Source organism: Stenotrophomonas sp. YJH_SMC_69 (genome assembly GCF_059370495.1).
On record NZ_JCAFTS010000010.1, the window covers coordinates 50,358 to 65,419 of the forward strand.

Below are 15,062 nucleotides of genomic sequence, written 5' to 3' on the forward strand. Positions count from 1 at the left end.
CGTCATTTCGAGCCCGCAGGCTCCGGTGCAACGGCAGTTCCAGCCGACTGGAACTGCGAGCGAGACCTTCGCCGTACTGGCGAAGCTCTGTCCCTGGATCCCCCTCCCGATCCTCCGTTGCAGATCCTCGCCGTCCGGCCTGGCATTCATCTTTCCAACGGACATTCCCAATGCAGACGATCGGTAACGTGTGGTTGTGGGGCGGCTTCGCAGCGGTGGTGGTCATCGCCCTGCTGGTCGACCTCGTGTTGATGCGCCATGGTGGACCGCACAAGGTCACCTTCAAGGAAGCCCTGTGGTGGTCGATCGGCTGGGTCGCGCTGGCCCTGTTGTTCAACGCCGGCCTCTGGTACTACCTGAATGAGACCGCCGGCCAGGTGGTGGCCAACAAGGTCGGCCTCGAATTCCTGACCGGCTACCTGGTCGAGAAGGCGCTGGCGGTCGACAACATCTTTGTGTTCCTGATGATCATGAGCTACTTCGCAGTACCGGAGGAGCAGCGCCAGAAGGTGCTGATCATCGGCATCCTGGGTGCGATCGTGCTGCGTACGATCATGATCTTCGCCGGCAGCGTGCTGATCAGCCAGTTCCATTGGCTGCTCTACGTGTTCGGCGCCTTCCTGCTGTTCACCGGCTGGAAGATGTGGTTCGCCGCCGGCCAGGAACCGGATCTGGAAACCAACCCCGCCCTGCGCTGGATGCGCAAGCACCTGCGCCTGCTGCCGGACTACGCCGGCAATGCGCTGAGCGTGAAGCGCGATGGCGTGCGCTGGTTCACCCCGCTGTTCGCGGTGCTGATCCTGATCGCGGTCACCGACGTGATCTTCGCCGTGGACAGCATCCCGGCGATCTTCGCGATCACCACCGACCCGTTCATCGTGCTCACCTCCAACGTGTTCGCGGTGCTGGGCCTGCGTGCGATGTTCTTCCTGCTGGCCGGCATGGCCGACCGCTTCCACCTGCTGCCGTACGGCCTGGCGCTGGTGTTGGCCTTCATCGGCATCAAGATGATGATCATCGACCTGTTCAAGATCCCGACCCCGGTGTCGCTGGGCGTGGTCGCGGTGATCATCGCCGCCACCGTGGTGCTGAGCCTGAAGTACCCGCCGAAGGAAGGCTCGGGCCACGCCTGAGCCTGAGCGGTGGGAAGACGCGGCCGGCGGGATTGTCCCGCCGGCCGCACCCACTCTCCCGCAACAGTGGCCTTGGTTTCGCGCCAGCCACCGCCATTGCTGAGGTATGGACAACAACACGCCCCTGCCCGCCGGCGACGTGCCGCCCCCCCGCAATGACCGCTCGCGCATCCTGCGGGCGTTCAATGTCAGCCTGGCGGCCGTGCTGGTGCTGGTGGCCGTGTTCGCCCTGCAGGGCACGTTCGACTGGCGACCGTGGGCGGTTGCGCCACTGGAAGCCAAGGGCCTGCTCGGCCTGATCGGCGGCCCGATGCTGCATGCCTCGGTCGAGCACATCGCCGCCAACAGCATCGCCATCCTGATCCTCGGCACCCTGGCCGGCAGTGTGTATCCCAAAGCCACCGTGCGCGCCCTGCCCCTGCTGTGGCTGGGTTCAGGCCTCGGCGCGTGGATGCTGGGCAATCCGGGCAGCGTGCACCTGGGTGCCAGTGGCGTGACCCATGGCCTGATGTTCCTGCTGGCCAGCCTCGGCCTGCTGCGCCGCGACCGTGCGGCAATCGCCACCGGCCTGATCGGCATGCTGTTCTATGGCGGCATGCTGATGACCATCCTGCCGCATGCCGATGGCGTGTCCTGGCAGTCGCACATGGGCGGCGCCTTCGCCGGCATCATCGCGGCGCTGCTGTTCCGCAACGCCGATCCGCTGCCGCCGCGCCAGCGCTACAGCTGGGAAGACGAAGAAGACGAGGCCGAGCCGCTGGCCGACGACGAGCTGGAGCCGCCGTCACCGCAGCGCGTGCCGGTGCTGTGGCAGCCGCGCGAGGGCCAGGACTACGTGGTGATCCCGTTCCGCCGGCCGGACGAGCCGCGCGGTTGAGGGGACGGTCGTGCCGGCCGCTGGCCGGCAACCTCATGAACCGGTAGTGGCCGACCTTGGTCGGCGCGGTTGTTGCGTGCCAACCAAGGTTGGCACCTACCAGAGCACACCGGCCCCCGGGTAGCGCCGGGCCATGCCCGGCGCGTTGATCGCTCAGTTCCCCGCTGTGCCCATCCCATCCACCGCCTGCCGGCCCAGCGCCGGATCATCGGTGAAGAAGGCATCGATGCCGGTCGCCAGGTAGGCGCGCATCTCGGCGATCGAGCCTTCGACGTTGCGCGCGTTGTCGGCGCCCTTGCGCAGGTTGCTGGGCTGGAAATGGTTCTCCGGGCGGAAGGTGTACGGAATCACCATCAGGCCGGCCGCGTGCGCATCTCGTACCAGCGCGGTCGGCGTGCCCAGCGCGCCCTTGGCATCCAGCGGAATGATCGAGCGCAGCTCGGGGCCGATGCCATCGGCGTAGGCGGCGATGTCCTTCAGCCCGGCCGGGGTCATCATCTGTGCGTAGGTCAGCGTGCCGCCGGCCTTGGCGATGTCGGCCGGCTGGGTATCGCCCTTCCACAGCAGCTGCAGCAGGCGGATGTTGCTGCCCCGGCCGATCTTGCCATGCAGGTAGCGCAGGTTGGCGGTCTCGAACGACTGGATCGTGACCGGGCCGACATTGGTGTACGCGTTGCCACGCAGCGCGGCCAGCAGTTTGTCTTCCATCGGCAGGCCGATGGACTGGAAATAGGTCGGGTGCTTGATCTCCGGCACGAGGCCGATGCCACGGTTGGCGCGCCCGGCCTGCTGCACCAGGAAGGCCAGGATCTCGTCCAGGCTGGCGATGCGGAACTGGCCGTCGTAGGCGGTGCTGCGCAGTTCCGGCAGGCGCTCACGGGCGTACAGGGTCTTCAGCTCGGCCAGGGTGAAGTCCTCGGTGAACCAGCCCTCGACCTGCTGCCCATCGATCACCTTGCGGGTGCGGCGGCTGGCGAACTCCGGATGCGAGGCGACGTCGGTGGTGCCGCCGATCTCGTTCTCGTGGCGGGCCACCATCACCCCGTCCCGGGTCATCACCAGGTCCGGTTCGATGTAGTCGGCGCCATCGGCGATGGCCTGCGCATACGAGGCCAGGGTGTGCTCGGGCAGCAGGGCGCTTGCCCCGCGATGGCCGTAGACCGACACCTTGGGCACGGCCGGGGTGGAGGATTCAGCACTCATGGCCACCGATGGTGCCACGGCCAGCGACAACAGCAACGCACAACCCCACGACTTCACTGCGACTTCCCCAAGCGGTATGTGATGGGCGTCAGTATGCGGCGGCAATGTGACAGGTGGGGGAAGCCAGTCCCTGTAGAGCCGAGCCCATGCTCGGCTGACGGGTAGAACAGCCGAGCATGGGCTCGGCTCTACAGTTACTTGCCGATGCAGAAACTGGAGAAGATCCTCCCCAGCAGATCATCGGCACTCATCTGCCCGGTGATCTCACCCAGCGCATCGTGGGCCAGCCGCAGTTCCTCGGCGGCCAGCTCCAGGTGCTCGTGCGCCAGCTCGCCATCGGCGCGCTGCGCATGTTCCTGCGCGCGTTCAATCGCATCCACGTGGCGCGTGCGCGCGGAGAACTCGCCGTCCACCTGCTCACCGGCACCGGCCGAAGCAATCGAACGCAGGCGCGCATGCAGGTCGTCGAGCCCGGCGCCGGTGGCGGCCGAAACGAACACCCGATCCGGATCAGCCAGCGACGGCAACGCCGCCAGCAGATCCGACTTGTTGTGGATGTAGACCTTGTGCGGTACCGTCGCCACGGCCTCGCCCAGCGCCGCTTCACCGGCCGCCGGATCGCGCGCATCCAGCACGATCAGCGCCAGGTCGGTGCGCTCGATTTCCACGTGGGCGCGGCGCATGCCTTCGCGTTCGATGGCGTCGCCGCCGTCGCGCAGGCCGGCGGTGTCGACCAGGGTCAGCTCCAGGCCATCCAGGCGGATGGTTTCGCGCAGGGTGTCGCGGGTGGTGCCGGCGATGTCGGTGACGATGGCGCGTTCGCTGCCGGCCAGCGCGTTGAGCAGTGAACTCTTGCCCGCATTCGGCGGACCGATCAGCACCGCGTGCAGGCCATCGCGCAGGCGACGGCCGCGTTCGGCATCGCGGCGCAGAATGGCCAGATCGCTGCGCGCCTGTTCCAGCCCACGCCGCACCTGCGCGCCACCGAGGGTATCCAGCGGTTCGTCGGCGAAGTCGATGGCCGCTTCCACGTGGATGCGCAGCAGCACCAGCTGCTCGACCACCGCATCGATGCGGCGCGAGAACACGCCATCCAGTGAACGACGCGCCGCGCGTGCGGCACGGTTGTCGCCCGCGGCGATCAGGTCGGCGATGGCCTCGGCCTGGGCCAGGTCCAGCTTGCCGTTGAGGAACGCCCGTTCGCTGAACTCACCCGGCCGCGCCTGGCGCGCACCGAGCGCGATGCAGCGCGCGACCAGCTGCTGCAGCAGCACCGGGCTGCCATGGCCCTGCAGTTCCACCACCTCTTCGCCGGTGAAACTGTTCGGTGCCGGGAACCACAGCACGATGCCATCGTCGATGACCTCGCCGTCGGCATCACGCAGGCGCGCGTAGTGCGCGTGGCGCGGGCGCAGTGCAGGCGCCCCCAGCGCATTGGCAATCGCCGCAGCGCGCGGACCGGACAGGCGCAACAGGCCGACACCGCCGGCGCCGGGGGCGCTGGCGATGGCCACGATGGTGTCGGTGCGGATCGCGTCGTTCATGGCTCAGAGCTTCTCCAGCTGCGCGCGCGCCTGGGCCGCGCCACTGCCCTGCGGCTGCAGCGCCAGGTAGGTGGTGTAGGCCTGCTTCGCCTTGGCCTTGTCGCCGGCGTTGAAGTAGGCATCGCCCAGGTTCAGATGGGCCACCGCGCGCGACGGGTCAATCTTCAGCGTGTTCTCCAGCCAGCGCGCGGCTTCTGCATAGCGCTGCTGGCGGTAGTAGACGAAGCCGAGGTTGTTGGCGGCCTGGGCGAAATCAGGACGCAGCTTCAGCGCTTCGGCGAACTGCGCGGCTGCCTCGTCGTACTGCTTCTCGCGGTACAGCTGCAGGCCGCGGTCGTTGGCCTGCTGCGCGCGCTGGCGGTCTGACGCCGGGCCAGCGGTGGGCACCACCAGCTTGGCCTTGCCACCCTGCAGGTCGGCCACCGTCACCGGCGCTTGGCTGCCCTTGGCCTCGCTGGCCGCATCCACCTTGTTGTTCAGCGCGATCGCATCGGCGGTCAGCTGGCGCGTATCGGCGTTGAGGAATTCCTGGCTGTCCGGCACCTGGAACACGAACTCGCCGCCCTGCGAACCGGGCAGGCTGCCGAAGGCCGGGGTCTGGTGCGAGACCGCCGATACGGCCGGCGCCACGTAGGCGGCCAGCTCGGTACCGGTGATCAGGCCGTCGCCGTTGAGGTCGCCCTTGCCGGCCAGCGCCTGCAACAGCACCCAGGTGAACACCGAATGGCCGTTGGGGCCAGCATCGGCCACCTGCTGGTCGGCACCACCGGCGGTCAGCATCTGCCGCGCGCTGCGACGCGCGTTCTCGCGCAGGAACGACGACGACGACGGGCCACCGCGGGTCAGGCCCAGGCCGCTGTAGCAGGCATCCATCACGAACATCACATGCTTGGCCTGCATGCTCTCGGCAATGTTCTGGATGTCGGTCATCGCGATGGCGTCGGTGGCGAATTCCTTCGGGTCCGAATCGACCGGAATGATGTAGCCCAGGTCGCGCCCGGAAGCGAGCTGGCGGGTCGCGCCATGGCCGGCGAAGAACACGAACACGCGGTCGTTCTTGCCGGTGCGGTCATCGGCCAGGCGATCGTGGAAGGCCGCGAGGATGTTGTTGCGGGTCGCCTGCTCGTTCTTCAGCACGATCACCTGCGAGGACGGGAAGCCGAACTGCCCGGTCAGGGTATCGGCCACCGCCTGCGCGTCGTGGCTGGCGTACTCCAGCTTCGGCCACTTGGCATAGTTGTCGATGCCGACCACGATCGCCCAGGACTTCTCGTAGCCGGTGGTGACCGTGGCGGCACCGGCATCACCCTTGCGCGCACGGGCGACGGTGAAGTCACGGCCGTTCCAGCCGGCGAACTGGTAACCATCGGCGATCAGCCGGTCGAGGATCTGCGGCAGCGCCTTCACCGCCCGGTCGTGGATGTCGTGGAACAGGATGATGCCGCGCTGTTCCTTGTTCACCTGGTCTAGCACGCGCTGCACGATCGATTCCGGTACCGGGTCGGCCCAGTCCATCGAGTCGATGTTCCACATGATCGACTTCAGCCCGGCCTCGTTGAGCAGCTGCAGGCCTTCGGCATTGCGCGCGCCATACGGGAAACGGAACAGCGGCGCGCGCTTGCTGTCGACATCCTTCAGCAGCGTGTCGGTGTCGAGCACCTGCTGGCGCAGCGCGTCACCGGTGGTGCGCGACAACTGGGCGTGGGTCAGGCTGTGGTTGCCGACCGCATAGCCCTCTTCCATCAGGTTGCGGCTGATCTTCGCCATCGGGCCGAGGCTGACCTTGCCATCGGCCTCGACCTTGCCAAGGTTGCGGCCCACTTCAAAGAACACGCCCGGCACGTCGTAGCGCTTGAGGATGGCCACCACTTCATCGGTATAGGCCTTGTGCGGGCCATCGTCGAAGGTCAGCACCACGGTCTTGGCCGGCAGGTCGCGGCCGAAGATCTCGCGGTCGCTGTCCTTCATCGACATCGGGTAGGGCTCGATCACGCCGTAGTCGCGCAGGATCGCTTCGCGGCTGTAGTCCTTGTGCAGGTGGGCGATGTAGTCGTCCCACTTCTCACGCTTCAGCTCGATGGCACGGGTGCGCTCGAAGCGGCTGAAGATGCGGGTCAGTTCCTGGTTGTAGTTTCGCTCGATCTCGTCAAGTGCCTCCAGGTCCTCGCCGATGCGCTGGTGCAGCTTCACCGCCGGCAGCGACGAATCAGTGCCGACCCGCTCATGCAGATCACGCAGCACTTCGCGGAAGGCCAGGCGGTCGGCGTCGAACAGTTCCGGCGCCGACTCGATGTAGTCCAGCACGGTGCCGAGGGTGGCGAAGCGCTGCGGGCTGGAGCCGCGCAGCAGGGTGTCGAACTGCGCGGCGATCGCCGTGCGCTGTTCCAGGCCATCGTGGAACAGCTGCTGGCCCACACGCGTGGAGGTGCCGCGGTCGGCGGCCGATTGCTGTTCCTCGTCTGCCAGCAGCACGATGATCCGGCGGTAGCCGTCGAGCTGCTTCTGCAGCGCCGCCAGCAACGGCGCGGCGGCCGGATCGGCGGCGGCCGCGGCCTGCGCGCTTGGCTGGGTGACGGTGGTCGCCGGCGCCTTCGCGTCCTTGTCGCCGCAGCCGGCAACAACCAGGGTCAACAACAGCGAGGGCAGGAACAGGCGGAACGACGACGCACGCGGCATGGCGGACTCGAAGGTGGGAGGAACGGTGTGCCGGCGATTCTACCGCCGCATGCGAAAAGCCCGCCTTGCGGCGGGCTTTTGCTGGGGTCAGCCGGCCAGCGGCCGGCTCTACCGATTACTTCTTCTTGACCGGGGCCGGAGCGGTGGTGGCCGCAACCGGCTCGCCGCCATGGCGCTTGGTCATCCACCACTGCTGCAGCAGGCCCAGGCCACCGTTGACCACCCAGTACAGGACCAGGCCGGACGGCATGAAGGCCATCATGACGCCGAACACCAGCGGCATGAACTGCATCATCTTCTGCTGCATCGGGTCCATGCCCGGTGCCGGGGTCAGCTTCTGGGTGAACCACATCACTGCCACGTTGATGACCGGCAGGATGAAGTACGGGTCGCGTGCGGTCAGGTCCTGGATCCAGCCGAACCAGGGCGCCTGGCGCAGTTCGACCGATTCCACCAGCACCCAGTACAGGGCGAAGAAGATCGGCATCTGGATGAGGATCGGCAGGCAGCCGCCCATCGGATTGATCTTTTCCTTCTTGTACAGCTCCATCATCGCGGTCTGGAACTTCTGGCGGTCATCGCCATAGCGTTCCTTCAGCTGCGCGATGCGCGGCTGGAAGCGGCGCATCTTGGCACCGCTCTTGTACTGGGTCGCCGACAGCGGGTACAGCACCAGCTTCAGCAGCACCACCAGGCCGACGATCGCCCAGCCCCAGTTGCCGACCAGCTTGTGCACCTGGTTCAGCACCCAGAACAGGCCCTGGCCGATCACCGCCATCATCGAGAAGCGGCTGTAGTCGACCACGCGGTCCAGGCCCGGCACGTCTTCCTTGGCGATCAGGTTGACCAGCTTCGGGCCGACCCACAGGCGGGCCTCGGTGCTGGTGGACTGGCCCGGGGCCACGGTGAAGGCCGGGCCACGCGCTTCAATCAGGTCACGACCGGCCACCTGCGACAGCACGTAGTGCGCGGTCTGGTCCTTCTGCGGGATCCAGGCGGTGAAGAAGTGATGCTGCAGCATCGCCAGCCAGCCGCCGGTGATGTTCTGGTTCAGTGCGCCGTCGTCCAGGTAATCCTTGAACGCACGACGCTGGTACTTCTTGTCGTTGTCGTACCAGGTGGCGCCGTTGAAGCTGAACGAATCCGGGTTGGTCATGCTCCGCGACAGGATGGTCGGGGTGCGGTCCAGGGTGCGGTAGACGTAGCCGTTCCACGGTGCGGCGCCGGCATTGCTGACTTCGTCCTTGAAGCGCACGGCGTACTCGTTGCGCGAGACGGTCAGGGTGCGCTTGATGGTCACGCCGTTGTCGGCGGTCCACACGAACGGGATCTGCAGTTCGTTCTGGCCCTTGGCCAGCACGAAGTCCTTGGTATCACCGACCAGCTTGAAGCCGTCAGCGCCGGGAACCGGGGTGTTCTTGTCTTCGCTGGCCCAGCCACTGATCGCGCTGTACGGATGCGCGGGGTCTTCGGTCAGCAGGCGAACCGGCGGGCTGCCTTCGTCCTTGGTCTGCGGGAACTGCAGCAGCTCGGCATCGAGCACACGGCCGCCGTCCAGTACCAGGCGCAGCACGTCGGTGGTGACGGTCACGCGCTGGCTGGCCGGGGTGGCGCTGGCCTGGGCCTGCACAGCGGCCTGGCCCGGCGCACCCGGGACCTGCGCGCTGGGGATGCTGCCCGGGGTCGCGCCCGGAACACTCTGTGCAGCAGCCGGGGCCGACGTGGTCGTCGGTGCCGGGGTCGGAGCAGCCTTTTCACGGCTCCACTCCATCCACAGCAGCACGGCCACCATCAGCCAGGCAAAAATGAGGAATACGCGGGTCTGGTTCATCAGCGGACAGGCTCGGCGGGGCCGGGACGCGATGCCGGCTCGGTCAAAGAAGGAGTTGCGATGCCATCAGGCGGCGGCATTGTGCCGTCCACGCCCGGCGCGGGCAATGCACGCAGGCGACGCAGCAGGCGCAGGAAGGCCTGGCGGATCTCGTCGTTGCTGGCGGAACGCGCAGCACTACGCGCCACGACGACGAAGTCGCCTGGCTGGATTTCGGTACGTGTCTGACGCAGGATGTCGCGCAGGACGCGCTTGATCCGGTTACGCCCCACGGCGTTCGGATCAACCTTGCGGGAAACCGCCAGACCCAGCCTGGCCGGCCGGTCAGCCGGCAGCCAGTGCAGGGTCATCAGCGGATCGGACACACGGCGGGCGCCGTTGAAGACCGTTGAATATTCGGCACGCGTGCGAACCCGCGCAGAGCGAGGGAATCGCTTGCGCGGGTCTGCAGTATTCACTGTCGAAGGGATTGCGTCTGCCGCGGGGTGCGGCATGGCAATCAGGCGCTCAGGACTTTGCGGCCCTTGGCGCGGCGACGCGACAGGATCTTGCGGCCGTCAGCGGTCTTCATACGGGCACGGAAGCCGTGGTCGCGCTTACGCTTGAGGTTGCTGGGCTGGTAGGTGCGCTTCGTGGCCATTGGGGGCCTCTCGTATGAATGGGACGGAAAGAACCGGAAATTCTAGAGAGGTACCCTACCCCGCGTCAACCCCTGGCAGCTACGCGAATTCACCGGGCTGTGCAATAGCTGTGGATGTTTTTGTGAATAAGTAGGGGACAAGCATTCCGAAGGCGGGCGCTCGGTGGTAGTCTGAGCCATCCATTTCCCCCCTTTCCGGCCTGTGTTTGGGCGCCTTGTCGCGTCCATGCCCCGGCCACCGGACGATTATTGCTGATGGATGCCTGGTCCCGTAGTCTCGAGCGCCTCGAAGCGGAGTTCCCGCCGGAAGACGTTCATACCTGGTTGAAGCCGCTGCAGGCCGATCTGCGCGTGGACAGCCTGGTGCTGTATGCACCGAATGCCTTCATCGTCGACCAGGTTCGCGAGCTGTACCTGGCCCGGATCCGCGAGCTGCTGGCGCATTTCGCTGGTTTCAGCGACGTTTTTCTTGAAATCGGCTCGCGCCCGCGCCCTGTGGAGGCGCAGAACGCGCCGGTTTCCACGCCGTCGGCGCATGTGTCCAGCGAACCGCAGGTGCCCTTCGCCGGCAATCTGGACAGCCACTACACGTTCGCCAACTTCGTCGAAGGCCGCAGCAACCAGCTGGGCCTGGCCGCCGCCTTCCAGGCAGCGCAGAAGCCGGGCGACCGGGCGCACAACCCGCTGCTGCTGTACGGAGGCACGGGCCTGGGCAAGACCCACCTGATGTTCGCCGCCGGCAACGCCATGCGCCAGGCCAATCCAGGTGCAAAGGTGTTGTACCTGCGTTCGGAACAGTTCTTCAGCGCGATGATCCGGGCCCTGCAGGAAAAGACCATGGATCAGTTCAAGCGCCAGTTCCAGCAGGTGGATGCGCTGCTGATCGATGACATCCAGTTCTTCGCCGGCAAGGACCGCACCCAGGAAGAGTTCTTCCACACCTTCAACGCGTTGTTCGATGGCAAGCAGCAGATCATCCTGACCTGCGACCGCTATCCGCGTGAAGTCGAGGGCCTGGAAGCGCGCCTGAAGTCGCGGCTTGCCTGGGGCCTGTCGGTCGCGATCGAACCGCCGGACTTCGAGACCCGCGCCGCGATCGTGCTGGCCAAGGCGCGCGAACGCGGTGCCGAGATTCCCGATGATGTTGCGTTCCTGATCGCCAAGAAGATGCGCTCCAACGTGCGCGACCTCGAGGGCGCGCTGAATACCCTGACCGCCCGCGCCAACTTCACCGGCCGCGCGATCACCACCGAATTCGCCCAGGAAACCCTGCGCGACCTGCTGCGCGCCCAGCAGCAGGCGATCAGCATTCCCAACATCCAGAAAACCGTTGCCGACTACTACGGCCTGCAGATCAAGGATCTGCTGTCGAAGCGTCGGACCCGCTCGCTGGCCCGTCCCCGCCAGGTCGCCATGGCCCTGACCAAGGAACTGACCGAGCACAGCCTGCCCGAGATCGGCGACGCCTTTGCCGGTCGCGATCACACCACGGTGCTGCATGCCTGCCGCCAGATCCGGACCCTGATGGAGACCGACGGCAAGCTCCGCGAGGACTGGGACAAGCTGATCCGGAAGCTGAGCGAATGATGCACGGATGCCGATGAGGCGTCATCGCACAAAACGGTGCAGAATCCGGTAGCAAGCGCGGGACACGTTGTGGATAAAAATGCCGTTTGAAATCGCGCCAGATTTATCCACAGCTTTCCCCACCCCTTGGGGGTCGGTAATGCAGAGGGTTTCGAGGTCTGAAATACCTTTAATTACAAAGACTTAGCATTGTTTTCCAGCGATTCTGTCTCTACCAGCACCACCAAGCTTTTGATTTATTCCACATTTTTTAAAGCATAGGGGCACGGAACCACATGCGTTTCACACTGCAGCGCGAAGCCTTTCTCAAGCCGTTGGCACAGGTCGTCAACGTGGTCGAACGCCGCCAGACCCTTCCGGTTCTGGCCAATTTCCTGGTCCAGGTGCAGAACGGCCAGCTGTCGCTGACCGGTACCGACCTGGAAGTGGAGATGGTGTCGCGGATCGCGGTTGAAGATGCCCAGGACGGCGAAACCACCATTCCCGCCCGCAAGCTGTTCGAGATCATCCGCGCCCTGCCCGACGGCAGCCGGATCACCGTCTCGCAGACCGGAGACAAGATCACCGTGCAGGCCGGTCGCAGCCGTTTCACCCTGGCCACGCTGCCTTCGAACGACTTCCCGTCGGTGGATGAAGTGGAAGCCACCGAGCGCGTGGCCATCGGTGAGGCGACCCTGAAGGAGCTGATCGAGCGCACCGCGTTCGCGATGGCCCAGCAGGACGTGCGCTACTACCTCAACGGCCTGCTGTTCGACCTGCGCGGCGATGCCCTGCGTACCGTTGCCACCGACGGCCACCGCCTGGCGCTGTGTGAAACCGATCTGGCCAAGCCCAGCGGGTCCAAGCGCCAGATCATCGTGCCGCGCAAGGGTGTGACCGAACTGCAGCGCCTGCTGGAAAGCGGCGATCGCGAGATCGAGCTGGAAGTCGGCCGCAGCCACGTGCGCGTCAAGCGCGACGATGTCACCTTTACCTCGAAGCTGATCGACGGCCGCTTCCCGGACTACGAAGCGGTGATTCCGATCGGTGCCGACCGTGAAGTGAAGGTTGATCGCGAAGCGCTGCGCGCCTCGCTTCAGCGCGCCGCGATCCTGTCCAACGAGAAGTACCGCGGCATCCGCGTGGAAGTCTCGCCGGGCAACCTGAAGATCAGCGCGCACAACCCGGAACAGGAAGAAGCCCAGGAAGAGATCGAAGCCGACACCACGGTCAGCGATCTGGCCATCGGCTTCAACGTGAACTACCTGCTGGACGCTCTCTCCGCCCTGCGCGATGAGGAAGTCATCATCCAGCTGCGCGATTCCAACTCCTCGGCGCTTGTACGTGAGTCCAGCAGCGAGAAGTCGCGCCACGTGGTGATGCCGCTGCGTCTCTGACAGCTGCTGTTCCACGTGGAACCGAACGACGCCCGGGATCTTCCCGGGCGTTTTTTTTTGCAGGTTCCACGTGGAGCATCGAGAAGACGCAGTTCTCCGGACGACGTCACTTCCGTCGATGGGCTCGGTTGAAATCCGTTGCCTTTCCGGGATGTTCGTCTCGATCGTTGAAAACAGGATCGCTGGATCGTAGCAATGACGAGTCGCGATTGATCGAAAGTCCAGGTGCAGGATCCGATACTCGTCGCCTGTCCCCAGATCTGGCCTGACAGGGACCGATGATCCTGCATCGCGGCGCGATGGACTTCCCTCTGCAAACGCCGCTGTCCACAGGGAAGATTCGATGCAGATTGGGGCAAGCCTAGCTTCTAAATCTGGGTATAAATCTAAAGCATGGTGGTGCTGGTAGAGCCAGATCTCGTGGAAAAACACCTTATCTGACTGATTTAAAAGAAATTTATGCACCTGAAACCCCCTGTATATCGGCCTCCCAGCCTGGGGGGGAACCTGTGGATAGTTTCGAAGGCATGGCAAAAGGGCTTTTTTATCCACAGATTGCCCATACCTTGTGTATAAGTCATACAGGGCAGCTGTGGCAGCGTGGAACGATCGGTCTGAATTCTTTGAAATCTGTGGAACCGCCCAGGGCATGGGACCGTAGATTTCAAGGAATCTGCAGGTTCATCCGCTGGTACTCGCCGGCGGCGAGGCAAGCGCTGTCCACGGCATCGCCTGAAATCGGCGAAATCCAAGGCTCACACCCCCGCTACCCTTCGCAGAATCGAAGGATTTCCGGGCTTGCCGAGACCCGCATCTGCTGGGATGAGGAAACAGCGCCACGTGGAACCAGCGGTCAGGGCGCAGGCAGACCTGCGGTAACTGCTCCATAGCTGGCCGGATAGCTGGCCGGGCACGTCCGGCTTGACCGATGCAGTAAGCTGATGAATTCCCTGCCCCTCTGCCGCCCCGTGCGGATGGTCTTTCGCGCCCCATGCTTATCCGCCGCCTCGCCCTGCACCAACTGCGTCGCTTCAATGCGGTGGAGCTGTCGCCCCAGCCGGGATTGAACCTGCTGACCGGCGACAACGGTGCCGGCAAGACCAGCGTGCTCGAGGCCCTGCACCTGATGGCCTATGGGCGCAGCTTCCGTGGTCGTGTCCGCGATGGATTGGTGCGCCAGGGCCAGGAAGCGCTGGAAATCTTCGTGGAATGGGACGAACAACGTGCCAATCACCCGCCGCACCGCCGAAAGGCCGGCCTGCGGCACAGTGGTCAGGATTGGAAGGGGCGCCTGGACGGCGAAGACGTGGCCCAGCTCGGCAATCTGTGCGCAGCGCTTGCGGTAGTCACATTCGAGCCAGGCAGCCATGCGTTGGTCAGCGGTGGTGGTGAACCCCGCCGCCGATTCCTCGATTGGGGCTTGTTCCACGTGGAACCTGATTTCCTGTCCCTGTGGCGCCGGTATTCGCGGGCACTGAAACAGCGCAATGCCCTGCTCAAGCAAGGTGGCCCGTCGCGGATGCTGGATACCTGGGATCACGAACTGGCTGAAGCCGGCGAGCCGTTGACCAGCCGTCGGCAGCACTACCTGGAGCGTCTGCAGCAGCGCACCGTGGCGCTGGCTTCCAGCCTGGCCCCGCAGCTCGGCATCCAGGCACTGGAACTCAGCCCGGGCTGGCGTCGGCACGAGCTCCCTCTGGCCGATGCGCTGCTTCTGGCCCGGGAACGTGACCGCCAGGCCGGATACACCTCGGTCGGTCCGCACCGGGCAGACTGGAGCGTGGATTTCCACAGCATTCCGGGTCGCGATGCGCTGTCCCGCGGCCAGGCCAAGCTGACGGCATTGGCCTGCCTGCTGGCGCAGGCCGAGGACTACGCGGAACAGCGCGGCGAATGGCCGGTGATCGCATTGGACGATCTGGGCTCGGAGCTGGATCGCACCCACCAGGCGCGGGTTCTGCAGCGCCTGCTCGGTGGGCCGGCGCAGATCTTCATCACCGCCACCGAAACGCCGGCGGCGCTGCAGGAACTGACCCACATCGCCCGGTTCCACGTGGAACATGCACAGATCGTGGCTGTGCCATAGTGGGCACACCAGGGCCGCTCGACCCCGGCTGGTATAATTCGGGTTGAAATCCTTTCATTCTCGGCGCATCGCTCCAAGCGGTGGCCGACCTGCGGAGCCTACGGCAAGC

11 protein-coding genes are annotated in these 15,062 nt (G+C 65.4%); 5 read left to right on the forward strand and 6 right to left on the reverse strand.

The genetic code is table 11. The annotated features are described in order from the left end of the window. Positions 1-170 precede the first annotated feature (170 nt). Both AC5P8F_RS16470 and AC5P8F_RS16475 read left to right on the forward strand, forming a co-directional pair. On the forward strand, positions 171-1,133 hold the full coding sequence (locus AC5P8F_RS16470; protein ID WP_014648950.1) for a TerC family protein: 963 nt from the start codon (positions 171-173) through the stop codon (positions 1,131-1,133). 106 nt (positions 1,134-1,239) lie between these two features. Continuing rightward, positions 1,240-2,010 (forward strand): rhomboid family intramembrane serine protease, encoded by a 771-nt coding sequence (locus AC5P8F_RS16475; RefSeq protein WP_049442540.1) that lies wholly within the window; start codon positions 1,240-1,242, stop codon positions 2,008-2,010. Between the two features lie 153 nt (positions 2,011-2,163). On the opposite strand, the gene AC5P8F_RS16480 is transcribed toward AC5P8F_RS16475, so the two are convergent. The 6 genes from AC5P8F_RS16480 to rpmH all read right to left on the reverse strand — a co-directional run bounded on the left by AC5P8F_RS16480 (position 2,164) and on the right by rpmH (position 9,904). Then, positions 2,164-3,270, reverse strand: coding sequence for a glycerophosphodiester phosphodiesterase (locus AC5P8F_RS16480; RefSeq protein WP_111205866.1), 1,107 nt, complete (start codon positions 3,268-3,270; stop codon positions 2,164-2,166). A 137-nt stretch (positions 3,271-3,407) separates the two neighbouring features. Continuing rightward, positions 3,408-4,757 carry a tRNA uridine-5-carboxymethylaminomethyl(34) synthesis GTPase MnmE gene (mnmE, locus tag AC5P8F_RS16485; RefSeq protein WP_111205865.1) on the reverse strand — a complete coding sequence of 450 codons (1,350 nt, stop codon included), beginning with the start codon at positions 4,755-4,757 and terminating at the stop codon, positions 3,408-3,410. 3 nt (positions 4,758-4,760) lie between these two features. Then, positions 4,761-7,433, reverse strand: a complete 2,673-nt coding sequence (locus AC5P8F_RS16490) for a polysaccharide deacetylase family protein (protein ID WP_032958459.1) — start codon at positions 7,431-7,433, stop codon at positions 4,761-4,763. A gap of 115 nt (positions 7,434-7,548) precedes the next feature. Next, positions 7,549-9,264, reverse strand: coding sequence for a membrane protein insertase YidC (gene yidC, locus AC5P8F_RS16495; protein ID WP_014648955.1), 1,716 nt, complete (start codon positions 9,262-9,264; stop codon positions 7,549-7,551). Then, positions 9,264-9,758, reverse strand: coding sequence for a ribonuclease P protein component (rnpA, locus tag AC5P8F_RS16500; RefSeq protein ID WP_080053031.1), 495 nt, complete (start codon positions 9,756-9,758; stop codon positions 9,264-9,266). The genes yidC and rnpA overlap by 1 nt, the downstream gene beginning before the upstream one ends. Before the next feature lie 5 nt (positions 9,759-9,763). Beyond that, on the reverse strand, positions 9,764-9,904 hold the full coding sequence (gene rpmH / locus AC5P8F_RS16505) for a 50S ribosomal protein L34 (RefSeq protein WP_005411729.1): 141 nt from the start codon (positions 9,902-9,904) through the stop codon (positions 9,764-9,766). Positions 9,905-10,159: 255 nt separating this feature from the next. On the opposite strand from rpmH, the gene dnaA reads away from it, so the two are divergent. The 3 genes from dnaA (at position 10,160) to recF (ending at position 14,953) form a co-directional block, all read left to right on the forward strand. After that, positions 10,160-11,491, forward strand: a complete 1,332-nt coding sequence (gene dnaA / locus AC5P8F_RS16510; RefSeq protein ID WP_014645405.1) for a chromosomal replication initiator protein DnaA — start codon at positions 10,160-10,162, stop codon at positions 11,489-11,491. 275 nt (positions 11,492-11,766) lie between these two features. Further along, a complete protein-coding gene (gene dnaN, locus AC5P8F_RS16515) occupies positions 11,767-12,867 on the forward strand; it encodes a DNA polymerase III subunit beta (RefSeq protein ID WP_005411731.1) in 1,101 nt (366 codons plus the stop codon). A gap of 991 nt (positions 12,868-13,858) precedes the next feature. Beyond that, complete coding sequence (recF, locus tag AC5P8F_RS16520) at positions 13,859-14,953, forward strand: DNA replication/repair protein RecF (protein ID WP_014645406.1); 1,095 nt, start codon at positions 13,859-13,861, stop codon at positions 14,951-14,953. The last annotated feature ends 109 nt before the right edge of the window (positions 14,954-15,062 follow it).